Annotated in this window: 18 protein-coding genes and 2 pseudogenes; 12 read left to right on the forward strand and 8 right to left on the reverse strand. The window is 66.9% G+C overall.

Translation table 11 applies throughout. The features are described from left to right. Positions 1-301: 301 nt before the first annotated feature. Both AC07FN_RS43795 and AC07FN_RS43800 read right to left on the reverse strand, forming a co-directional pair. A complete protein-coding gene (locus AC07FN_RS43795; RefSeq protein WP_478401034.1) occupies positions 302-2,038 on the reverse strand; it encodes an FAD-dependent oxidoreductase in 1,737 nt (578 codons plus the stop codon). A gap of 109 nt (positions 2,039-2,147) precedes the next feature. Beyond that, the gene (locus AC07FN_RS43800) at positions 2,148-3,401 is read right to left on the reverse strand and encodes an MFS transporter (RefSeq protein WP_478401017.1); all 1,254 of its coding nucleotides are present in this window, start codon (positions 3,399-3,401) and stop codon (positions 2,148-2,150) included. 258 nt (positions 3,402-3,659) lie between these two features. Between AC07FN_RS43800 and AC07FN_RS43805 the strand changes: the two genes are divergently transcribed. Together AC07FN_RS43805 and AC07FN_RS43810 are read left to right on the forward strand one after the other, a co-directional pair. Continuing rightward, complete coding sequence (locus tag AC07FN_RS43805) at positions 3,660-4,520, forward strand: sugar phosphate isomerase/epimerase family protein (RefSeq protein WP_478401018.1); 861 nt, start codon at positions 3,660-3,662, stop codon at positions 4,518-4,520. A 26-nt stretch (positions 4,521-4,546) separates the two neighbouring features. Next, on the forward strand, positions 4,547-5,317 hold the full coding sequence (locus AC07FN_RS43810) for an SDR family NAD(P)-dependent oxidoreductase (protein WP_478401019.1): 771 nt from the start codon (positions 4,547-4,549) through the stop codon (positions 5,315-5,317). Here the strand turns inward: AC07FN_RS43810 and AC07FN_RS43815 are convergent, their stop codons facing one another. Further along, on the reverse strand, positions 5,318-6,322 hold the full coding sequence (locus AC07FN_RS43815; RefSeq protein WP_478401020.1) for a LacI family DNA-binding transcriptional regulator: 1,005 nt from the start codon (positions 6,320-6,322) through the stop codon (positions 5,318-5,320). Positions 6,323-6,646: 324 nt separating this feature from the next. Then, positions 6,647-7,879, reverse strand: coding sequence for an IS701 family transposase (locus AC07FN_RS43820; RefSeq protein ID WP_478401021.1), 1,233 nt, complete (start codon positions 7,877-7,879; stop codon positions 6,647-6,649). 222 nt (positions 7,880-8,101) lie between these two features. Between AC07FN_RS43820 and AC07FN_RS43825 the strand changes: the two are divergent. The 6 genes and pseudogenes from AC07FN_RS43825 (at position 8,102) to AC07FN_RS43850 (ending at position 14,105) form a co-directional block, all read left to right on the forward strand. Next, positions 8,102-8,966, forward strand: a pseudogene (locus tag AC07FN_RS43825) (helix-turn-helix domain-containing protein). Positions 8,967-9,267: 301 nt separating this feature from the next. After that, positions 9,268-10,059 carry an SDR family NAD(P)-dependent oxidoreductase gene (locus AC07FN_RS43830; RefSeq protein WP_478401022.1) on the forward strand — a complete coding sequence of 264 codons (792 nt, stop codon included), beginning with the start codon at positions 9,268-9,270 and terminating at the stop codon, positions 10,057-10,059. A 32-nt stretch (positions 10,060-10,091) separates the two neighbouring features. Then, positions 10,092-11,393: an MFS transporter gene (locus tag AC07FN_RS43835; RefSeq protein ID WP_478401023.1), complete on the forward strand. Its 1,302-nt coding sequence runs from the start codon at positions 10,092-10,094 to the stop codon at positions 11,391-11,393. An 8-nt stretch (positions 11,394-11,401) separates the two neighbouring features. Beyond that, complete coding sequence (locus tag AC07FN_RS43840; protein ID WP_478401024.1) at positions 11,402-12,559, forward strand: C45 family autoproteolytic acyltransferase/hydolase; 1,158 nt, start codon at positions 11,402-11,404, stop codon at positions 12,557-12,559. Further along, positions 12,556-13,392: a polysaccharide deacetylase family protein gene (locus AC07FN_RS43845; RefSeq protein ID WP_478401025.1), complete on the forward strand. Its 837-nt coding sequence runs from the start codon at positions 12,556-12,558 to the stop codon at positions 13,390-13,392. The genes AC07FN_RS43840 and AC07FN_RS43845 overlap by 4 nt, the downstream gene beginning before the upstream one ends. Before the next feature lie 2 nt (positions 13,393-13,394). Further along, a complete protein-coding gene (locus tag AC07FN_RS43850; RefSeq protein ID WP_478401026.1) occupies positions 13,395-14,105 on the forward strand; it encodes an SDR family NAD(P)-dependent oxidoreductase in 711 nt (236 codons plus the stop codon). On the opposite strand, the gene AC07FN_RS43855 is transcribed toward AC07FN_RS43850, so the two are convergent. Continuing rightward, positions 14,098-15,783, reverse strand: coding sequence for an ABC transporter substrate-binding protein (locus AC07FN_RS43855; protein ID WP_478401027.1), 1,686 nt, complete (start codon positions 15,781-15,783; stop codon positions 14,098-14,100). The two genes, AC07FN_RS43850 and AC07FN_RS43855, sit on opposite strands and share 8 nt — an antisense overlap. 727 nt (positions 15,784-16,510) lie before the next feature. Here AC07FN_RS43855 and AC07FN_RS43860 point away from each other — a divergent pair. After that, positions 16,511-18,292, forward strand: coding sequence for a reverse transcriptase/maturase family protein (locus tag AC07FN_RS43860; RefSeq protein ID WP_478401028.1), 1,782 nt, complete (start codon positions 16,511-16,513; stop codon positions 18,290-18,292). Here the strand turns inward: AC07FN_RS43860 and AC07FN_RS43865 are convergent. The 3 genes and pseudogenes from AC07FN_RS43865 to AC07FN_RS43875 form a co-directional block, all read right to left on the reverse strand. Beyond that, complete coding sequence (locus AC07FN_RS43865) at positions 18,282-18,854, reverse strand: hypothetical protein (RefSeq protein ID WP_478401029.1); 573 nt, start codon at positions 18,852-18,854, stop codon at positions 18,282-18,284. The genes AC07FN_RS43860 and AC07FN_RS43865 overlap by 11 nt on opposite strands. Then, a complete protein-coding gene (locus tag AC07FN_RS43870) occupies positions 18,851-19,228 on the reverse strand; it encodes a hypothetical protein (RefSeq protein WP_478401030.1) in 378 nt (125 codons plus the stop codon). The genes AC07FN_RS43865 and AC07FN_RS43870 overlap by 4 nt, the downstream gene beginning before the upstream one ends. Before the next feature lie 104 nt (positions 19,229-19,332). Further along, positions 19,333-19,758: pseudogene (locus AC07FN_RS43875) on the reverse strand (Clp protease N-terminal domain-containing protein); the annotation flags it as partial. 451 nt (positions 19,759-20,209) lie between these two features. Between AC07FN_RS43875 and AC07FN_RS43880 the strand changes: the two are divergent. The 3 genes from AC07FN_RS43880 to AC07FN_RS43890 are packed head-to-tail and all read left to right on the forward strand — an operon-like array spanning position 20,210 to position 21,998. Further along, a complete protein-coding gene (locus AC07FN_RS43880; RefSeq protein WP_478401031.1) occupies positions 20,210-20,533 on the forward strand; it encodes a hypothetical protein in 324 nt (107 codons plus the stop codon). Beyond that, on the forward strand, positions 20,533-21,696 hold the full coding sequence (locus AC07FN_RS43885; RefSeq protein WP_478401032.1) for a putative T7SS-secreted protein: 1,164 nt from the start codon (positions 20,533-20,535) through the stop codon (positions 21,694-21,696). The genes AC07FN_RS43880 and AC07FN_RS43885 overlap by 1 nt, the downstream gene beginning before the upstream one ends. After that, a complete protein-coding gene (locus tag AC07FN_RS43890; protein ID WP_478401033.1) occupies positions 21,693-21,998 on the forward strand; it encodes a hypothetical protein in 306 nt (101 codons plus the stop codon). The genes AC07FN_RS43885 and AC07FN_RS43890 overlap by 4 nt, the downstream gene beginning before the upstream one ends. The last annotated feature ends 458 nt before the right edge of the window (positions 21,999-22,456 follow it).

A 22,456-nucleotide genomic window follows, 5' to 3' on the forward strand; every position in this document is an offset into this window, starting at 1 on the left:
GATAGCAGTCCCCCTGCCGTCGCTGGTCCTTCCGTGACACCGAAGCGAACACCTCGCCCACGAACTCGCTCAACTCGCCCCGAAGACGTTCCACCACACCAAGATCCACACCAAGATCATGAAGCATGCCCACCAACAAGATCAAGACTTAACGAAGTACTACTAGTGGATGGTCGTCGAAAGTCAATGTGTCCGATGGCAGAACGTCAGCCACGGATCCGCGCGAAGCGGAGCGTCGAGGGGCCGACTCTCGCTCGGTGACATGCCGACCGGCCGAACACTCCTCCACATCTCGGCAGAATCAGCCTCCAACTTGATTGACGCGGAAACCGCCTCTCGGAAGCTCGAGCAGATCCATGCCGGCGATCCACCCGAAGACCATGGCCGGTCCGAGATTGATGCCACCGGCCGGGTAGTGCCCGCCCATGACGCTCGCCTGATCGCAACCCACCGCGTACAGGCCAGCAATGGCCTTGTCGTCATCGTCAAGCACTCGAGCGTGGGCGTCGGTGGCCAAGCCCGCGAAGGTCCCGAAACTGCCTGGCACGACCCTGACTGCGTAGAACGGGCCTTTCTCGATCGGCGCCAGCGACGGGTTCGGGAAGCCGGTGGAAGGATCTCCGCCGTATCGGTTGAACGGGGTGGAGCCGCGGCCAAACTCCGGATCGTGTCCTTGCCGCGCATGCTCGTTGAAGTTGGCGACCGTGGTCTGGAGGCCTGCGGCATCGATGCCGCAGGCGTCGGCGAGTTCGGCCAGGGTCCGACCACGCTTGAGGTAGCCGTTGCGCAAATAGGGCAACAGCGGGACCGGGCGGGGTTTGGCCATGCCCAGCGGGTAGCGGCGCACGAAGCGCGCGTCCGCGATCTGCCATGCCTCAGGCTGGTCGCCGTCCGAGCTCGCGGCGATCATGGCCGTGACGTAGTCGTGGTAGCCGTTCGCCTCGTTGACGAAGCGCCGACCGTTGCGCAGGACGCCGATACTGCCGGGCTTGGCGCGGTCCATGATGTGGGGAAACACCCCCGTTCGCCCGGAGCGGTAGGGCACCAGAGAAACCGGGCACCATGCCGCGGGCGACGCTAGATCAGTGCGGAGACGCCCGCCTGCTGCCTGGCCGAGGTCGATTCCGGCGCCGTCGGCGGTGGCCGGGGCAAGCGAGTTGTGATCCGGCCCGGTGGGGAAATGAGCACGGCGCCGTTCACGGTCGTGGGGAAACCCGCCTGCGGCGAGCACGACACCTCGCTCCGCGTGCAGGCGTTCCTTGCCGAAGGGTGTGGTGACCTCGACACCGATCACCCGGTCCTCGTCATCGCGCACGATGTTGGTCACTGTGCTGGAGGTGCGGATGGTGACGCCGAAGTCCAGCGCCGCGCGCAGCAGGCGACCGACCAGAGCGGTGCCGTTCACCAACTGCTGCCCGCGTCGGTAGAAGGCGAGGTCGGCAATGTGTCGCGTGACGCGGCGGACCGCGTGTGCCAGGCCGCGTGCGTCGCCGCGCGCTGCGGCCAGGAATCCGGCGAGATCCGGCCCGGCCATGATCCCAAGCCCCAGAAACGAGGTCTCATACAGCTGACGCCGGAGCAACCGGCCCACGTCCGGCCCGAGCTCACGCAGGTTTACTGGCGTCGGCGCGAGCGAGCGGTGACCCGTCCCGGCACCGGGCAAGTCCCCGTAGATGTCGCAGATCTTGGCGCCGGGTGTGAAGGCAAGTGCGGTGTTGCCCTGGAAGAAGCGTGCCATCTGGGGAGCGGAGTCGAGGAACGCGTCGACTCGTTCCTCGTCGAAGTCGTCCCCCAGGACGGCGACCAGGTAGGCGCGGAAGGCCGCCGGATCCTCGTCGACGCCATCCGCCCGGGCGAGGTGGTTGCCAGGTACCCACATCCAACCCCCCGACCACGCTGTGGCGCCACCGCACACGTCGGCACGTTCCAGCACCGTTACGCGTAGTCCGCCCTGCGCGGCCGTCACTGCTGCGGACAGTCCTCCGGCTCCGGAGCCGACGATGATGACGTCGGTGGTGGCGGGTGCGCTCGTCGGCATGGTCACGGTTGCAGTTCTCCAGACTTACCAGATGTGGCAGGAAATCGTGATTGCTGTCGGTGGTAGTTGTGCGCCACCGGTCGGCCCGACTCAGACGACTCGTCGGTGGTCACACCGTGGAGCTCTCACCTGCGGATGTGGTCCAGCGGTGCGACCACAGAGCAGCGAGAACGGAGACGATGCAGAGCCCGGTCACGAGCCCGGCCACGGGGTACCAGCCGAGATTGAAAGCGAGCAGCGCCGTCGCGGTCAGAGGGATGAAGCCGCCGACGGCCCCGGCGAGCGCGTAGGCAAAACCCGCGCCGCTGTACCGGATGCGGGCGTCGAACAAGTCCGTGAACCATGTCTGCTGCACGCACGCCGAGATGTTGTGACCGAGGTTGATGAGAGCCACGAAGGACAAGGTCAGGCCGACGAGCGAGCCGTTCTCCAGGAACACGAACAGGGGGAACACTGCGACGGTGGCGAGCATCGGTCCGGCGATGTAGAAGGGCCGACGCCCGTAGCGGTCCGCGAGCGTGCTCCACAGGCTCAGTGACGGAATGGCCAGGATCATCGCGACCATCGAGGCTGTGAGGACGTTCGCGGGCGAGTTGTCGGTGAAGTTCGAGGTGTAGGCCAGTGCGAAGGTGAAGCCGATGTAGAAGGTGCTCTGGTCGACCATCCGCATTCCGATGACGGCCAGGATCTGCTTGGGGCTGGTCCGCAGCGCAACCGCCAGTGGGGCGCGGGCCTTGTGCTGTTCCCGAGCGATCTCCTTGAACTTCGCCGATTCAGGGACACCGGACCGGACCCAGAACGCCACGAGGGCGAAGGCGATGCTGATCAGAAAGGGGATCCGCCAGCCCCATGCCATGAATTGCTCTTCGGTCGTGAGTCCGCGAGCGAGGCTGAAGGCAGCCGTACCGAGCAGAAGGCCGACGAACGAGCCGGTCTGAACGCCGGATGCGAAGAAGTTGCGCTTCCGCCGGGGTGCGTTCTCAACTGCCATGAGGGCCGCCCCACCCCACTCCCCGCCGACTGCGATTCCCTGAATCGCACGCAACAGGACCAGCAGTACCGGAGCGGCGAGACCAATCGCCGCGTACGGAGGCAACAGTCCGATCCCGGTGCTGGCCAGCCCCATCATCAGCACGGTGACGGCCAGCATCTTCTTCCGCCCGACCTTGTCGCCGAAGTGTCCGAAGACCGCGCCCCCGATCGGCCGGAACACGAACGCCACCGCGAAGGACCCCATTGAGGCAAGAAGGCCGGCCAAAGGATTTGCCGATGGGAAGTACAGCGGCCCGAACACGACCGCTGCAGCGGTGCCGTACAGGAAGAAGTCGTACCAATCCACGATCGCGCCGACCGTGCTGGCCATGGCGCTGCGCTTGGATCCCGAACCACCCGGGCCGATGCCAGGTGAGGCCGAGGCGTCGAGTGGACCGGACTCTCCGGTATCTGGGATGGGGCCTGAAGGGTGCGTCGTCATGAGCTGTTCGCCTTGACCTTCCTGATGTGCGCCGTTGCCTCGGAGTAGGTCGAGTGTTTGAATGACTACGTAGTCATTCGGATGTGCAGGACGGTACGAGCCGTCTGCGGGCCCGTCAATACCCGAACCCACAGGAGCGTTCATTTCATGAGTAAGCCACTGGGCGTGGCACACCTGTCAGCCCTCGACCTAGCCCCACCAGACCTGGTCCGGCACGCGGCCGACGCCGGCTTCACCTCGGTCGGCGTCCGGGTCTTTCCCGCCACCCCGTCAGAGCAGCGCTACCCGATGACCCCCGGGTCCCCGATGTCCCGGCAGACGATACGCGCGATGGCCGAGACCGGCGTGACCGTGCTGGACGTCGAGGCGTTCACCCTCGACGGAACCCGAGGACGCGAGCAGTGGCTGCCCGCCCTCGAGGCAGGTGCGGCACTGGGCGCCACCGTGCTCAACGTGATCGGAGGCGACGCCGACCAACACCGCTTGAGGGAAACGCTCGCCGAACTCGTCGCCGATGGCCGCGACCACGGGATCCAGCCCAGCCTCGAACCCATCGCGTACCAGTCGATCAACACGGTCGCGGCCGCCAGCGCACTCTCACGCGAGACGGGCTGCGGCATCATGCTCGACGTACTGCACTTCGTACGCGCAGGCGGCCGAGTCGAAGACCTCCAGGCCGTGCCGGCCGATGCGCTCCGCGTCATCCAGCTCTGCGACGGCCCCGAAACGCCTCCCCCACTGCCTGTTCCGCAGCGAATGCCGCTGGGACAGACGGTCAGCACCGACCGACTTCCACTCGAATCACGCTCACGACGACAGAGCCCCGGCGAAGGCAGCTTCCCGCTCCGGAGCATCCTCGAGACCTTCCCGGCAACACCGGTCAGCATCGAGGTGCCTGATGTTGCTGGCTGCGCTGAATTCGGACACGCCCAGCACTTCGAACGGCTCCACCGGGCATACGTGTCCCATTTCGACCACATCGACACCTCGATGAAGGGAACCTCGTGACCAGTACCGCAAATCGTAGTGACGGGGTGCAGTCCCGATCTCTCACCGCGAGCCCCGAGATCTTCTGGCCCGGCAGGTTCGACGGCCAGGTCCTCCTCGTAACAGGGGCCGCGGGGGGCCTCGGATCGAACACAGCCGAGCGCTTGATGCGCGAGGGTGCGACGGTCATCTGCACCGACGTCGCCGCCAGCGGGCGCGGCGACGGGTCCGCTCCCGAGCACAGCCTCGCCCTCGACGTCACCAAGCGTGACGACTGGGGTCGCATGACCGCCGAGGTGCTGCACCAGTACAGCCACATCGACGGGGCGCTATTCGCCCATGGTGTCCAGGGCCCCGAGACGACCGTGGCCGACATGCCGGTCGCGGGCTGGTCGCGAGTGCTGGACATCAATCTCGACGGATGCCTGCACGGACTTGCCGCGTTGCTTCCCAAGCTGCAAGACCGGGGCTACGGACGGATCGCCATCCTCTCCTCGATCGCGGCCCGCGAGGGCAATCCGCACCAGGCGGCCTATTCTGCGTCGAAGGCCGGACTGGTCGCCCTGGTCAAGACCGCCGCGAAGGAAGTCGCGCAGGATGGAGTCACGGTCAACTGCATCGCCCCGTCGATGATGAAGACCCGACTGCTCGATGACCTCAGCGCCGAGCGCAACGCGGCTCTGCTCGCAAAGGTGCCGATGGGCCGGGTCGGACTGCCCGAGGAGTTCTCCGCGCTCGCGGCCTGGCTACTCTCCCCGGAGGCCAGCTACATGACCGGCCAAACCCTCGACCTCAGCGGTGGCCGCAACACCGCCTGATCAGCGCGCTGGACGGGCTACCGTCGCTCGCTCCCGGAGCGTTACCGGGAACACGCGAGTGGTCGGTTGGTGGGTACCGGAGGTCTCGATCCGGCTCACCAACCGATCCACAGCCTCGCACGACATCTCACGAATCGGCTGATGAACCGTGGTCAGCCGCACGAATGACCAACGCGACGGTTCGGAGTCGTCGAAACCAACGACAGAGAGATCCTCGGGAACGCGGAGACCAAGCTGGTGCGCCGCGTCCAGCACCGCGAAAGCGAAGGAGTCCGCGACGCAGAACAGGGCTGTCGGAGCCTCCGGCTCCCGGAGAATCGCGCACGCCGCACGAACGGCCTCGGCATGATCAAACGACGTCCGCTTGATCCATTCCTCGCGTACTTGCATCCCTCGTCGGCGCAGGGCCTCCCGCACCCCGTCCTCGCGGTCGCGACCGTTGGACCGGTCCCGAGGCGTGGACAGCACCCCGATCCGCTCGTGGCCCCATTCGACGAGGTGAGAGACAACGAGCTCACCCGCGGCGCGGTCGTCGGAAAGGACGACGTCCGTGGTCGCACTTGCGTCGTCACGGCTGAGCAGGACCACCGGCACGCCGCGCTCCGTCGCGAGGCGCACCGCCGCGGAATTGTCACGAGCAGAAACGAAAAGCATGCCGTCCACGGTTGCGCTGGTGAGAACATCCGTAGCGTTCTCGAATCCAGGCTCATCGGGGTCCCGGATAAGGATCATCCGGTAGCCGCACTCGTCCAGACGGCCTTGCAGGCTCTCCACGATGACCGGGTAGATCGGGCTCGACAGGTCAGCCACGACCACACCGACAGCACGGGAACGTCGGGTCACGAGTGTGCGCGCGGCCGAGTGCGGAACGTAACCCAGCTCGCGAGCCGCCGCGAGCACTCGGTCACGGGTCTTCGGAGTGACCGAGGCGTCGCCACGCAGAGCACGCGAAACCGTGGTCTGTGACAATCCGACGTGCCGCGCCACGTCGTTGCTCGTCACCATGGCTCCGAACTTACCAAACCGCGTGGCCCCTCAACCCACCGGAATAGACGCCTCTAGATTTAGATCTATCGCGTTCTGGCCTGGTAGCCGCGGCGTCCTTGCACCGACGAAGGCCCGCCGACCTATCCTTGGGCCTCGTGCTCGACAGACCGAGATCAGATCGAACTGAACAGCGAGCTGCTCCAGCACTCCGCAGGCGGCGAGGTCAGCTAGTAGTACTTCGTTAAGTTTGTCTTCGTTTGGGGAGTTTTCTTTGGCATGTGGGGCAAACGCCGGTCCAGCACAGTAAGACGCTTTGGAGCAGCGTCAGGGTTTGGTAGAGGGTCAGGCCGGCGTGGGGGCTTTTGGGTCCAGTCGCCGGAGGGTGAGGAAGGCGTGGGCGGCGGTGACGAGGGTGACGTGGTGGTGCCAGCCGCGCCAGGTGCGCCCTTCGAAGTGGTCGAGTCCGAGGCCGTGTTTGAGTTCTCGGTAGTCGTGTTCGATCCGCCAGCGGATCTTGGCCAGGCGCACGAGTTTTCGGATCGGCGTGTTGGCGGGCAGGTTGGTGATCCAGTAGTCCGGTGTCTCGGCGTCGGGTGGCCATTCGACCAGCAGGGTCGCCGTAGGCAGCACACCGTCCCAGTTGCGGCCTCCGTTGTCGTTACGGACGAGATCGGTCATGGCCCGGCCGGCGGGGCGGATCGTGATCGCCCTAAACCGCGACCGCATCGGCCCTTGGGAGCCGTGGCGCCAGGTGACCTGACGGAACGCGCGGCGGCCCTCTGCGGTGGCAAGTTCGGCCAGCGAGGCCGTCGGTACGCGGTAGCGGGGTACCGGGCGCGGACCGCGTCCCGGGTAGGCGGCCGCGGCCGGTGTGGCGCTCTCGGTGTGAGCGTTTTCGTCGCCGCGGACGGCCACGACGTAGTTCATGCCCCGCGCGGCCAGGCCGTGCCGGAACGCGGCGGTCTGGCCGTAACCGGCATCGGCGACCACCACCGGCGGCGCCAGCCCCTGCTCGGTCAGTTCGTCCAGAGTTTCCAGGGCCAGCCGCCACTTTTCGACATGGCCGATGTGCTCGGGCATCCCGGTGCGAGGCCGGCGTGGATCGTCCCGATCGCTCCACCCCAAGGGAACGAACAGCCGCCACGACAACGGACACGACGCCGCATCGGTGACTCCATGCACGCTCACCCCGACCTGGCAGTTGGCCTGCTTGCCCAGCGCGCCGCAGTACTGCCGCGCCACCGCCACCGACTGATCACCGGATTTGGGAAACGACACATCATCAACCACCCACGCCCGCGGACCGATCACCTCGGTCATCTTGGCCGCGATCGTGCGCAACACCGGCTCGTGGTCCCACGGCGACTGGTTCACGAACTGCTGCAGGGCCTGCATGTTCCCATCCGGCAACCGCTCGGCCATCGGCTGAATCGACTTCCGGGCGCCATCCAGCATCAACCCCCGCAGATAGCAGTCCCCCCGCCGCCGCTGATCCTTCCGCGGCACCGACGCGAACACCTCCTCAACGAACTCCGCCAGCTCGCCTCGAAGACGCTCCACCGCACCAAGATCCACACCGAGATCATGAAGCATGCCCACCAACAAGATCAAGACTTAACGAAGTACTACTAGTGGTTGTGCTGATGCCCAGCGGATCGGGCCTGCACCAACAAGGCTGCCGACACCTGCGCGCAGATGACAGAGGCCGCTGAGGGGTATCGGCAGCACCTGTCAAGACTGCCAAGGCAGCCCTAACCTCGCAATATGGGAACCACCAACGACGTCAGGGACTTCCTGATGACCCGCCGCGCGAAGATCACCCCAGAGCAGGTTGGGCTCCCATCAGGAGGGCGCCGTCGTGTTGCCGGCCTGCGACGCGAGGAGGTCGCGCTGCTGGTCGGCGTCAGCGCCGAGTACTACATCCAGATCGAACGCGGGAACGTCGCCGGCGTCTCCGAGGAGATCCTCCACGCCGTCGCCACAGCGCTGCAGCTGGACGAGATCGAGACCACTCAGCTATTCGATCTGGCCCGAGCAACCACTACGAAGGCGGGTAAGCGATCGGGCCGGGACGGGACGAACCGCCAGCAGGTCCCGGAGGGCATCCAAGTCCTTCTGGACATGATGTCGGCCCCGGCGATCGTGCAGAACGGTCACCTCGACATCATCGGAGCCAATGCGCTGGGCCGAGTGCTCTACGCGGCGGTCTTCGAACGGCAGCCCGCGCCGCCGAACGGCTCGTTTCATCTTCCTGGACGATCACGCCGACCAGGTGTTCCCGGCTTGGGACAAGGCTGCCGACGATGCGGTCGCACTGCTGCGCGTCGAAGCAGCCCGCTCGCCCTACTCCAAGGCAGTCACCGGGCTCATCGGCGAGCTGGCCACGCGCAGCGACGAGTTCCGCTCGCGATGGGCGAAGCACGACGTGCGGGCACATCGCAGAGGCGACAAGCAGTTCCACCACCCCGCCGTCGGTGACCTGACCCTCCGCTTCGAAACCCTGGAGATCACCAGCGCCGAAGGCCTCCCCCTCGTCGGCTACACCGCAGAACCTGGCTCTTCCTCGCACGAGGCGCTCATGCTGCTCTCCAGCTGGGCGGCGACGGAGAAGGACACCACTCCGGAGCTCACCGAACGGACGGAACCGTCTTCGCGGGAGTAGTTCGCCGACTACCGCGACGCGGCCGCGCGTTCTTCCGTCCTCCGGTACCGATCTCAGGTACCAGAACAGCGACGACGTGTTCTTCACCTGCATTTGCCGACAAGCCGCGCCGCGGAGCTCGAGTACCTGGGCGAGCTTCCTGCGCTCGCAGGCCGAGGCAGTCACTCACGAGACGCTCTGCTGCGGGCGGCGCCAGCGAATACCGGCGTCCCGGCCACCGTTTGCGGAAGGGCCGGGCGTCGCCGCGTGTTCGGACCGCCGCGTGTTCGTAGGCAGGTCGTCCGCATCGGTCGAACGACCGATGTCCGACCTGCTAGCCGACCCTACTGTCCTCGACACCGTCGCCGACCAGGACGAACGAGGAGTGGCCGTGAACGGCAGGATCGCAGTGGTGACCGGTGCGGCCGGTGGCATCGGTGCCGTGTTCGCCGACCGGCTGGCGGGGCTCGGCGCGACCGTGGTGCGCGCCGACATCGGCCACGATGCCGAAACCGACGACCAGCTGCGTCTCGACGTGGCGGATCCCGCGTCGTGGGACCGGCTGCGGGACCTGGTGCACGAGCGGTTCGGGCCGGTGGACCTGCTGGTGAACAATGCCGGCATCAGCGCTCGGGCGGACCTACTCACCACCACCGACGAGGACTTCACCCGGGTTCTCGCGGTGAACGCCTTCGGTCCCTGGCGGGGCATCAAAACCTTTGCCGACGACCTCGCGCACACACGTGGCGCGGTGATCAACGTCGGCTCGATCTACGGGGTCACCACCCCACCCGCCGGCGCGGAAACCGTTCCCTCGTCGGTGGCCTACCAGATGAGCAAGGCCGCGGTGCACCAGCTGACCAAGATCGCTGCGGTAGAGCTCGCACCGCGCGGGATCCGCGTGAACGCGGTGCTGCCCGGGGTGTTCCGCACTCCCTTGCTCGACCACCTCCCGCCGGCGGCACTGGACGCGCGAGTCTCCGGCGCACCGATGTCGCGACCCGGCGAGACGGACGAGCTGGCGAATGCGCTCGCGTTCCTCGCCGGTCCCGAGTCCTCATTCGTCACCGGTGTCCTGCTGCCCGTCGACGGCGGCTACCTGGCCGCTTCCTGACCCCCACCAGCCCCTCCCGAGGAGCGAATCCCATGACGGCACAACACACCAGACCCGCGGCAACCGGCACCCGCCCCGGGCTCAAGCTCCGCGCGGTCATCTCCGGCAGCGTCGGAAACCTGCTCGAGCAGTACGACAACCTCGTCTACGCATACTCGACCGTGTACCTCAGCGCCCACTTCTTCGTGGGCGGCTCCACTTCGGCCCTGCTGTCCACGTTCGCGGTCTTCGCGGTCGGCTTCCTCGCCCGGCCACTCGGAACCATCTTCTTCGGCCACATCGGCGACAAACTGGGCCGGCGGCCCGCACTGCTCGCGAGCGTGATCCTCATGGGCACGGCGACCGTCCTCATCGGACTGCTACCGGGCTACGAGACGATCGGCATCGCCGCGCCCGTGCTGCTGGTGGTGCTGCGGCTGTTCCAGGGATTCGCCGTCGCCGGCGAGTGGGCGGGGTCCGCCGCCATGCTCGTGGAATACGCCGGCCCGCGGTCGCGGGGCCGCTACGGCAGCCTCAACCAGGTCAGCACCGCGGCCGGCTTCCTGGTCGCCGCGGCCGTCGTCGCGCTGAACTCGCTGTTCTGGAGCGAGCAGGGCATGCTCGACTTCGGCTGGCGGGTGCCGTTCCTGATCGGCGCCGTGACCGCGATCGTCGCGCTGCTGCTGCGATTCGGCCTCGAGGACACGCCCGCCTACCAGGCGCAGGAGGCGGCCGGCACCACGAGCGACAGCCCGCTGCGACTCGCCTTCCGCACCCAGAAAGCCGCGATGGCACGCGGCTTCTTCTTCACCGTGAGCTGGACGATGGCCTACTTTTTCTTCCTCACCTACCTGCCGACCCACCTGCGCGAGCAGGTCGGCTTGGATTCGAGCACGGTCGAGGCGTCGAACATCGTGGGACTCGTCGTGCTGACGGTCGCGATCTTCGGTTTCGGCGGCCTCTCCGACCGGATCGGGCGGAAACCGCTGCTGCTCATCGGTTCCGGCGGGTTCGTGCTCCTCAGCTTCCCGGTCATGTGGCTGTTCCAGACCGGTAACGTCGCGGGCGCGTACTTCGGCCAGGTGCTGATCGCGCTCGTCCTCGCTGCTTTCTCCGGTCCCGGCCCGGCCGCGCTCGCCGAACTGTTCCCCACCAACGTCCGGTACTCGGCACTGGGCATCGGCTACAACTTCTCCGTCATGGCCTTCGGCGGCACGGCGGGATTCATCGCCACCGCGCTGATCGACCTCACGGGCAACGCGCTGGTCGTGGCCGCACTCCCCACGGCTGCGGCTGTCATCACCTTCGCCACCGTGTGCTCGATGCCGGAAACCCACCGAACCGAACTGAAGTGAGGTCAAACATGAGCGAGGACAGCCACCCACGACTGATCGTCGTGCAGGGCAGCAATCGGCAGATGGGCGAGGACCTCGGTGCGCGCACCGCGGATCTCATCGCGCGCAGCCTGGACACCTACGTTGGTCGGTTCCACGACGACGCCGGACTCAGCGACGCTGACATCGACCGCTGGGGGCGGGTGTACCTCGACGTCGCAGCCTCCTACTCCCCCGAGATCGCCGCGATGCTCGAAGGCATGGCCGCCGGTTCCGGGCACCCCGCGCACCGACTCGCCGCGCTCAACGCGCGCACGGAAATGCTCTACGGCACGGGCTACCGCGACGAAGGGTGCACGTCGCTGTCAGTCCTGCCCCGCTACACGGAGAACGGCCACACCCTGCTCGCCCAGAACTGGGACTGGCATCCCGAACAGGCCGCTGTGACATTCCTGCTGGCCACGCGCGACGAGACCGGGTTCAGCGTGCTCTCGCTCGCCGAGGCGGGCATGCTCGCCAAGAGCGGACTCAACTCGGCGGGGCTGGGCGTGTGCGCCAACCTGCTGGTGTCCGACCTGGACCGGGGCGGTGCCGGCGTGCCGTACCACTACTTGCTGCGCGGCGCGCTGCAGGCGAAGACGATGTCCGGCGCGCACAAGAAGCTGCTGCCCGTCGAGAGGATCTCCTCCGGCAACGTGCTGCTCGCCGACGCGGGCGGCGAATCCATCAACTTCGAGCTCGCGCCTGGGGTCTTCGGCACCCTGGTGCCCGACGGCGGCCTGCTCACCCACTCCAACCACTTCCAGGCGTCGTTGCCGCTGCAGGACCGGAAAGCCGCGACGAGCGCGCTCACGCTGCTGCGTCCGGTACGGGCCAGACACCTGCTCGAACCCGCGCTCGAGGAACGCCGGGTGCGGGTGGCGGACATCGTGGCGACGCTGCGCGACGCGTGGTCGTATCCGGACGGCATCTGCCGCCACCCCGATTCCGGAGTCCCCGCCGCCGAACGCACCGCCACCGTCTATTCCTTGGTCATGGACCTGACCGATCGAGTGCTGTGGATTGCGCCCGGTCCCCCGAGCAACCACGGATACGCGCGCTGGGAGCTGGACACCCTCTTCGACGACCTGCGCGTCGCGCCGTTGGAGTTCTTGCCCGGCACGCAGTCCGAGGAGGTGCCCGCATGAGCCGCGGAACCGTTTGCCTGACCTTCGACTTCGACGCCATCTCGCTCTGGATCGCGCGCGGCCAAACCACTCCTGGCCCGATCTCCCGAGGCGAGTTCGGCGCGTACGCCATGGACCGCATCCTCGCACTGCTGCGCCGCACCGAGGTCCCGGCCACGTTCTTCGTCCCGGGGCACACGCTGGAGACCTACCCCGCGCAGTGCGCGGACATCGCCGAGGCGGGACACGAGATCGCGCTGCACGGCTACGCGCACGAGCCGGTGACCACTTTGGACAGGGACGCGGAGATGGCCGTGAGCCGGCGCTCGGCCGAGCTGATCGCGAAGCTGACCGGGCTCCCGCCTGCGGGGCACCGCACCCCGAGCTTCGACTTCACCGACAACACGGTCGCGATCCTCACCGAGCTCGGCGTCGAGTACGACTCGTCGTTGATGGGCACCGACTTCGAGCCCTATCTCGCGCGGTCCGGTGACCGGTGCGACTTGGATGGCCCGTTCCGCTTCGGCGACAACTCGCTGGTGGTCGAACTGCCCGTCTCCTGGACGCTGGACGACTACCCGCACCTGGAGTTCGTGCGCACGCCGCAGTTCGTAATGCCGGGGCTCCAGGACGCAGCGGCCATGTTCGACCGCTTCCTCGGCGACGTCCGCTACATGGCGAACACCATCGCGGACGGGGTCGCGACCGTGACACTGCATCCGCAGGTCATCGGCCGGGGCGCGCGCATGGTCGCGCTCGAGCAGTTCATCATCGGCTGCCACGAGCTCGGCGTCGTCTTCGAGCGGTGCGTCGACGTCGCCCGGCGGGTGCGGCCCGCTCTGATGGGAGGGTGATCGTGGCATCGAAGCGTTCGGCCCTGGTGATCGGAGCACAGGGCGGCATCGGCCGCGCCGTGACGTGTCGGCTGGAGGCGGCCGACTGGTCGGTCACCGGCGTGGACCTGCCCGAACTCGACCTCGCAGAGCGGGACGTGGTCGCGACGCACGTGGCGCGGCTGTGGGCCGAGCGCGGTGGTTTCGACGCGCTCGTGCACGCGGCGGGCGTCTTCCCCGCCGTGCCGGTGGCGGCCAGCGACGAGGATCTGTTCGACCGGGTCATGGCCGTCAACACGCGCTCGGCGCTGAGCGCCGGGGCGCAGTTCGTCCGCGACTGCGTGGCAGAGGGCCGGCCGGGAACGCTGGTTTTCGTCAGCAGCGGGGCCGCCGCCCGCGCGCGGCCGGGCACCGCGGTCTACGCGGCGTCCAAGGCGGCTCTCGACGCGTTGGTGCGCGGCTTCGCACTCGAGCACGGCCGCGACGGGATCCGGTGCTGCGCCGTGGCTCCCGGGTTCGTGGACGTGGCGTCGGCCATCAATCCCGTGCCGCGGTCGTACGTGGAGGCCGTTCGAACGGCCAGCGTCCAGGGCCGCATCGGCAGTGCTGACGACATCGCCGCCGTGATCGCATGGCTGCTCGGCGAGGACGCCTCCTGGGTCAACGGGCGCACCGTGCCCGTCGATGGCGGTGATGGCATCGGCTCGGTGACCGCCCCGACGTGGCTCAGCTGAGCTCGGGTGGCACCAGCCTCCGGTTGATGCCGCCCGAGATGCGGTACGCCAAGTGCGGATGGCCGCGCGTCGGGTCGTCGGTGTCGTCGGGGTAGCTGAGCCCGTGTTGACCGCGCGCCACGAACTCGTGCGCTCCGGTCACGCCGAACGATGCCGTCGACCTCAGCTGCTCTTGTACGGCCGCGAAGTCCCACGGCCTGCTGACCCGGCTCCACGCCAGGGCGAGCACGTTGACCATGTCGAAGTGCACCGCCGCGGCCGCCAGTCCCGGATCGGCGCCGAAGGCCGCGCGGAACCGCCGTTCGAACCTGTCGCACACGGGACTGTTCACATTGCCGATCAACGTGGACCACACCAGGCCCTCGCTGAGTTCACCGAATCGCCTGGTGAAGCCCGGGGCCACCGGCGACCACGCCGCATGCACCAGCGTGTGCTCACGCAGCGACCCGGCGGTGGACAGGAACGCGCGCAGCGTCGGCTCGGGAAAGATCGACAGTGACACCGCATCCGGCTCGGCCTGTTCCAGCCTCCGGACCAGGCCGGCGAAGTTCGCGGTGCGGTCCTGAACCGATTCGAGGAACACGAGGTTCCAGCCGACCTCCGCCACTTGGCGCTGCACGCGTTCGAAGACGCCCGGATCGAACGTGCTCGCCCGCTGAAGCACGGCCAGCCTCCGGCGCCTCGGCCGGAACGAGCCGCTGTCCTCCAGGCACCGGACCGTCCGCAACAAACCCGGCACGTAGGCGGACTCGGTCGAGCAGACCTGGAACACCGCACCGAGGCCATCAGGGTCCGCGTGCACGTCTTCGGAGAGCGCTGCCCCGGTCATGCTGTGCAGCACGGGCGCTCCAGCGGCTGCCGCGGCCGCGATCGCCGGACGCGCGAACGGCAGCGGGAAGTTCCCGAGCATGATGGCGTCCACGCCGCGCGCGGTGAGCGCCGTGACCGCGTCCACTAGCCCTTCGGATGTCGCGGCAACGGTCACGTGCTCGACGCGACGGCCCGCGATGCCGCCGCGCGCGTTGAGTCCCTGCACCGCGAGTTTCGCGCCGCGGCGCATCGCTACGACTTCGGCGCCTGCCGACGGGTACACCGCGCCGAGCAGCGCCGGCCGGGGCCGCGGAGCACGCGCCGCCACCCGCGATGCCGTCACGGGACCGCGCAACACGGCTAGCAGCGGTCCAGGAAGCACGAGATCAGGGCTCGGCAAGGGCGCCACGTAGGCGTCCTCCGCGGCGATCAGCGTCGCCACGAGCGCGCGGGAGGCGGCGCCAGTCTTAGTGAACACGTGTTCGAGATGCGTGGCCACCGTGCGTCGCGTGCAGCCGAGAGCGTCGGCGATCTGCTGGTTTCCCAGCCCGCTGGCGACGCATGTGGCGACCTGAAGCTCGCGCACGGTCAGTCCGTAGGGGACCTCGGCGTCGGCGACGTCGAGCCGCGCGATCCGCCGCTCCGCGTCCGGCACGTCGACCGTGACGCGGCGCACCACGTTCCCGGCGATGTCGAGGTAGCGCACGAACCCGCCGCGCAACGCGCGTACCGCACGCTTCGCCACGAGCACCAGGTCCGGCCGCGCCTCGAAGAACGCCGCATCGCTGCCGCTCCCGCGTCCGGACTCCGGTTGCAGCCACCGCCGAGCGCCATCGAACGGGATGATGTCGTCCACTGATACCGCCATCGACGCCTCCCCCCGTCGCCAATACCACGTCGACGGATCCGTCCTGGCAGGAAAGTATCCCACTCCTGTTGGTGACCAGACGCCAGCTGAGAGCGACCGCGGCGATCGCACACCCAGGGGAGACCGCGCCGGCGCCTACGCCGACGGCACCCGCGAGGGCGCCCCGGACGCGCTGCAGGTGGCTGATCGATGGCAGTGCGCCATGAGGCGCCTGGTTGTATACCCGGCTCAGCCGGGAGGAACTTGGAGGGAGGTTCTTGGGTCCGGTGGCTTACCTGGAGCCGAAAGGCGAAGGGGACAACAGCATGCCATTGAAGCGGCGGCCGTGCTCAGGCGTTGGAGGCGGCGCGTCGTGGGACCCGCGTGATATGGCGAAAGCTGGATTGCCTGAATCCCAATTCCCAGTTGATGAAAGGTCGCATCCGTCGGAAATGACGCCCGAAGCCGACGCCGTGCTCTGCTCCGGTTTGGTGCCATGGCCGGAGCAACCTCCGGAGCACGGAACGATGTCCAATGAGGACATTGAAGGGGATGAGTGGGACGCCTACGTCACGCTGTCATGTACGGCCAGGACGAACATGGGATCGCCTACGGGACGCGAGTCCTATGGCGACGGAGGTCTGGTAGTAGTCGCCGGAGTCACGCCCGGCCAAGGCGGACGGGAAGGCCGTCCACAGGGCGAAGCAGACCAGGTGATCGGACACTCAACGACCGGGAGGTATGCGTAATGCAGAGCGCCGAAACGGTGCTGGGTGTCCTGCGTGAGCGCGGCAGGCGTGGCCTGCCGTGTGATGAGCTGTATCGGCAGTTGTTCAACCCGCAGTTGTATCTGTTGGCCTATGGGCGCATCCACTCCAACCATGGGGCGATGACGCCTGGGGCCTCCGGGGAAACCGTGGACGGCATGTCGCTGGGCAAGATCGAGCGCATCATTGATGCGCTGCGTCACGAGCGCTACCGATTCAGCCCCGTCAGGCGGATATATATCCCGAAGAAGAACGGGAAACGCAGACCGCTGGGCTTGCCGTCGTGGTCGGACAAGCTGGTGGGTGAGGTGGCGCGTCTGTTGTTGGAGGCGTATTACGAGCCGACCTTCTCCGACCGGTCACACGGTTTCCGTCCCGGCCGGGGATGCCACACCGCGCTGCGCGAGGTGGCCAACACCTGGACCGGGACGACCTGGTTCATTGAGGGAGACGTCTCCAACTGCTTTGGGAGTTTCGATCATCAGATCATGCTGTCCAGGCTGGCGGAGAAGATCCAGGACAACCGGTTCCTGCGCCTGATGCGTAACATGCTCAAGGCCGGATACTTGGAGGACTGGGTCTGGAACGCGACGTTGAGCGGGGTTCCGCAAGGCGGCGTGGTCTCGCCCGTCATGTCCAACATTTACCTGCATCGGCTGGACGAGTTCGTCGAGACAGTGCTCATCCCGGAATACACCCGAGGGCGGATCAGGAAGCAAGACACCGAGTACGCCCGGGTGCGTGCGGCACGAGACCGAGCGCACAAGCGCGGCGACCGCGTCACGGCGCGGGAACTGCGTAAGCAGTTGCGCGGTATGCCCAGCGGGGATCCCCGCGATCCGGGCTTCCGGCGGCTGCACTACGTCCGGTATGCCGACGACACCCTTTTCGGTTTCGCCGGACCCAAGGCCGAAGCCGAGGAGATCAAACAGCGCCTGACGACATTCCTGCATGATGACCTCAAGTTGGAACTCTCGTCCGAGAAGACGCTGATCACGCACGCCCGTACCGGGGCGGCGAAATTCCTCGGCTACGAGATCACCGTGCTCCACAACGACCGCAAGGTCACCCGTGGCCGTCGCAGCGCCAACGGCGTCGTCAGCCTGCGGGTGCCGGAATCGGTGATCAAAACCAAGAAAGCCCCCTACCTGTCGCGCGGTAAACCCGAGCGCAGGCCCCATCTGATCAATGAGGACGACCACACCGTCGTCAATACATATGGGGCCGAGTGGCGGGGCATCGTCCAGTACTACCTGCTGGCCGGGAACGTCCATCGTCTCTACCGGCTGCTCTGGGTCATGGAGACCTCGCTGCTGAAGACCCTGGCCAACAAGCACCGCTCGTCGGTGTCGACGATGGCCCGCAAGTACGCGGCCACCGTCAACACCCCGCACGGGCTGCGCAAGTGCTTCGAGGCCAGGATCGAACGCAGTGGCAGGAAGCCACTGGTCGCACGGTTCGGCGGCATTCCTTTGAGAAGGCAGAAGGACACGGCGATCTCCGACCGTGTCTTGGTCCCGGGAGTCGTCCGCCATAAGGAGTTGGTCACCCGGCTCTTGGCGGGTCGGTGCGAACTCTGCAAGGGCACGGACGGCATCTCGGTGCACCACGTCCGACAGCTCGCAGACCTCGACCGACCAGGACAGCCACAGCCGGAGTGGGCGCAACTGATGGCACGGCGGCGGCGCAAGACCCTGGTGGTCTGTCGCGAGTGCCACAATGCAATCCACTCTGGACAGCCCGCTCCGCGTCTCACGCAGTAGTCACCGGAGAGCGACGTGCGGTGAAAGTCGCATGCGTCGTTCGGGCTGGGGGCCGCTGGAAAAGGACCCGCGCTACGGGCACCTCGCTGGCGGCCCACCAGTGCCGTGTGGAACAACCTCGCTGGCGCAGTGGAGCGCACCGTGGCCAAACACCAGAAATGCTTGCATTTTGCGATAAATGCAGCCAATGACTCCGGAACCGATGAATCCGCCCCTGATTACCATGCAGGTCGACGAAGAGCACCCCGGCGGGGAACGAGCCCTCCGCCTGAGCGCGGTGCGCGGCCTGGATCGCGAGCTCTGTCTTGCCCGCCCCCGGCAGCCCGGTGATCTGCGCCGGCACCGCCGGTCCGTCCCCGGCAGCCAACGCAGCCACCAGCTCGTCCAGCTCGGCATCCCGCCCGGTGAACCCGGTGCGGGCCGGAGGGAGACCGCCGAGCGCGGTCGGCACCTCCGGCGGCAGCGTGAGGGAGACCTCCTCGCCCATGATCACGGTGCCGAAGAACACGCCCCCGGTGATCTTGTTCTCGACCGCCGCCTTCCGCCGCGATCCCGGCATCATCGCCGCGGTTCCGGCTCGCTGTCCCCGGACTCCGGCAGATCCTCTCCGTCCCGCTCGGAGCCGGAAAGCTTGACCTGCCCGGAGATCCGGCCGACCTGGAGCACGGTGCCATGGAAGTTCCCACCGCTGATCTCGTTGCGCACGGCCCCGCCGCCCTCGTTGCCTGTCGCCGCGCGCTTCTCGACTCTCCGGTCGCCGACGTAGGCCGCAGCCGCCACGCCGAGACCCGCAAGAGCGACGAACAGGCTCAGCACGCCCGCCGTCTGGTTCGCCCGATCCAGCCCCAGTAACGACAGGAACACCCCCAGCCCAGTCACGAGCAGCACCCCGCCCGCCCACACCGCGCCACGCCGCCATCCGGTCATCCGAGCCATGCCGGACATCATCTCGAACCCGCGAGGATCCGTGATCGCTTTCAGCGAATTCCCGGTCGCTCCGCCCCGGGCAGTCACCCGATGTGAGGATCTTCGGGTCTACCAAGAACGTCTGCGACCCGCCGGAGCGCCTGCGGTCGATCGAAGCCCAACCGGACCAGCAGCTGGGCAGCGAAGCCTTCACCCTCACTGAGCAGGCCGAGCAGCAGGTGCTCGGTCCCGATGTAGTTGTTCCGCAGGCCCACCGCCTCACGCAGCGACATCTCCAGCACCCGCTTCGCCCGATCCGTGAACGGCAGGTGCCCGCCTGATATTTCCTCCCCCACGCCCAAGGTCCCCCGGACAAGCCCCCGCACGCGCTCGTAACCGATCCCCGACGAACGCAGCACCTGCACCGCCACATTCTCCCCCTCGTGGAGCAGCCCCAGCAGCAGGTGCTCGGTGCCCATGCAGGTGTGCCCCAGCACCCTGGCGTCTTCCTGCGCGAGCACGACCGCCCGCCTCGCGCGGTCAGTGAACCGTTCGAACATCCCTCTCCCCACACCACGATTCCGGAACCGGATCTTGCCAGGCACGAATCGAGCTCTGAGCAGCGTGACGCTGCTGACGCGCGTTCCCAAAGGCAGACCGACAGTGCTTCCATGACCGTGCGGTGATCGCGTTCGGAGTCCGCTGCAATCCGTTCCAAAGAGCAGATGCCGACGAGACGAACCTCCATGCTGCCCCTGCGACCCCAGCGAAGGAGCGCTCAGTGTCGCGTGCCTGGGGTGTCCTGTGGTGGTGTCCCTGTGGTTGGTCGTGTCGCCCCTGATCAGCCGGGCCGTCACGTCCTGGCGCACACCTGGTCAGCACGGCCGATGCCTGTTTCACGAGCTCCGCGTTACGCCGTTCGTGCGAATGATCACCAACCGGCCGTGCCCCGTTCTCGACGTGCCTAGGGTGTGCCATGACCTGGAGACGAGCCGAGGACGGAGTTTGTTGGTGGACGGCTTTCGCGTCGACCTGACCGCCTTAACCCACGCATCGGAAGGCGTGCGCGACACGATCAACGCGATGAACCGGCGCAAGGTCAGCGACATCGACAGCCCAGCGGACGCCTTCGGCCACGACCGGCTCGCCACGACCGTCGCGGAGTTCTGCGACCGCTGGAACGAAGGCGTCAGCAACCTGACCGAGGACGCTCAAGAGATCTCCGGGCGACTCGACCACTGCGTCCAGGCCTACCGGCACACCGACGAAGCCACCCGAGCACACTTCGAAGGCATCCTGCAACGCGCCGGCGGCGACGACCCGGCGGCCCAGTAGTGGCAGCCGAACTCGGAACCACCACCGACCCCAAAGCCCTCGTTCCCGGCTATCCGGACGCAGTCGGCGACACCGCAGCCTCGATGAAAGCCTATGGCGACAGCCTGCACGAGGCAGGCAACGGGCTCAAACGCATCGACAGCTCGGAAGGCTGGGAAGGCGAGGCAGCCGAGCAATTCCGGTCAGCCTTCGATGGCGAGCCAACAAAGTGGCTCGAAGCCGGAGACTGCTTCCACCAAGCGGCCCAGGCATTGGAACGCTACAGCGAGACCCTGGCCTGGGCACAAGAACAAGCCAGAGAAGCGATCGCGCTCTGGGATGCCGGCGAGGCCCAAACCAACTACGCCAAGAAACAGCACGACCGCGCGGTCTCGCGGGCCGAGCAACAAGCGCCCCCGGGTTCCGGCCCGGTCAACATCCCCTTCCAGGACCCCGGCGAAGCCAAACGGCAGCAGGCCCGCAGCATCCTCAACAGCGCTCGCACACAACTCTCATCCGCAGCCGAGCAAGCCGCCGACGTCGTCGGGAGCGCAGGCGACAAGGCCCCGGAACGAAGCTGGCTGGCACAAGCCGGGGACGTCATTGGCGACGCCGCCGGCGCCGCGGTCAACGCCGTTGCCTCGTTCGGCAACGCCGCACTCAACCACCCCGAAATGGTCCTCGGCGTCGTAGGAGGTGCCGCGCTCACGGCCGTCAGCGCCGCCGGGGAGACCGCCGGTGTCGCACTCGACGCCACCGGTGTCGGCGCGGTCGCCGGAGTCCCACTGGGCGCCGTCTCCACAGCTGGAATCGCAACCGGCGTAGGGATGATCGGCGTTTCGATGGCCGGCTTGGGCGCCGAAGCGGCAGGCGATGACTACACCGAAGTCGTCGACACCGGCGAGTCAGACGCGGCGGCGGAGGAAGCAACGCAGGACCCGTCAGAGCTATCGCAGTCAGACCGGCGTTCCGTCGAGTCATACGAACGACTCATCAAAGAACACGAAGACAAGCTGGACGCCTACAAGCGCGATCCAGAAGCCTACGACAACAAAGGTATCCTCAAGAACGCCCCGAACGACGAGGTCCGCCAGCGGATCATCGACGGCCGTGTCAGGCATCTGGAGAAAGAACTCCAGACGTTCCGGGAGAACATCGACAAGATCTACAAGGGTGCACGATGAGCAACGACGAGTCCGCGGTGTCCGTCGAGGTCCTACGCCAGGTCCTCAACCAGGCACTGGACAACCTACAACAACAGGCAGGCGAGACCGTCGAACTCGACAAGGACTACTTCTGGTCGATCCCACCGGAAGCCGCCTACGACATCTACACCCAACCGGACCCAGAACAGCTGACCGTCGGCCAACTCTCCGAATCCTGGAACAACCTCACCCAGCTGCTCTCTCACGGAGAACCGGTTCCCCCCTACGCCCTAGTGTGGATCTCCGATGTCCTCAAAGCCTTGGGACACCAGACTCGTTGACGGCCTCGACATGTTGAACCCGAACAGGCGCTCGTCGGACGCAAGGCCGACACACGGCTGTTCCGGGGGGCCGCGGAACCATTTCCGTGTGCGCGAAGCCGACACGACTCACTGTCGACCACTGACACATCCACATGCGTGGGGCCGACTTGACCCCACGCTCCGATGTGGTCGGCCCCAACCGCAGCCTGACTGGAGCGTGTCCTGAAGATCGTCGAGACCAGAGGGCGAACAGACCCCAAAATCAGAATTTCATTTTATCCTGAAATAGTCATCATTATCGAGAACTGATCAGCCCTCCACAAGTTCGCTACTGGGCATCTCGACCTCAAGCCGGCCGGTCGGCTTCCGCCCTGTTCATTCAGCCTCAATCCACCGATGGTTGCTGATGGTGATCTTGGTTGGTTGATTGGCTGTTGTTGATCTTGCTGTCGTGTTCAGGGCATGCGTTATCCGCT

The sequence above is a fragment of the Saccharopolyspora sp. NPDC045941 genome (genome assembly GCF_056431445.1).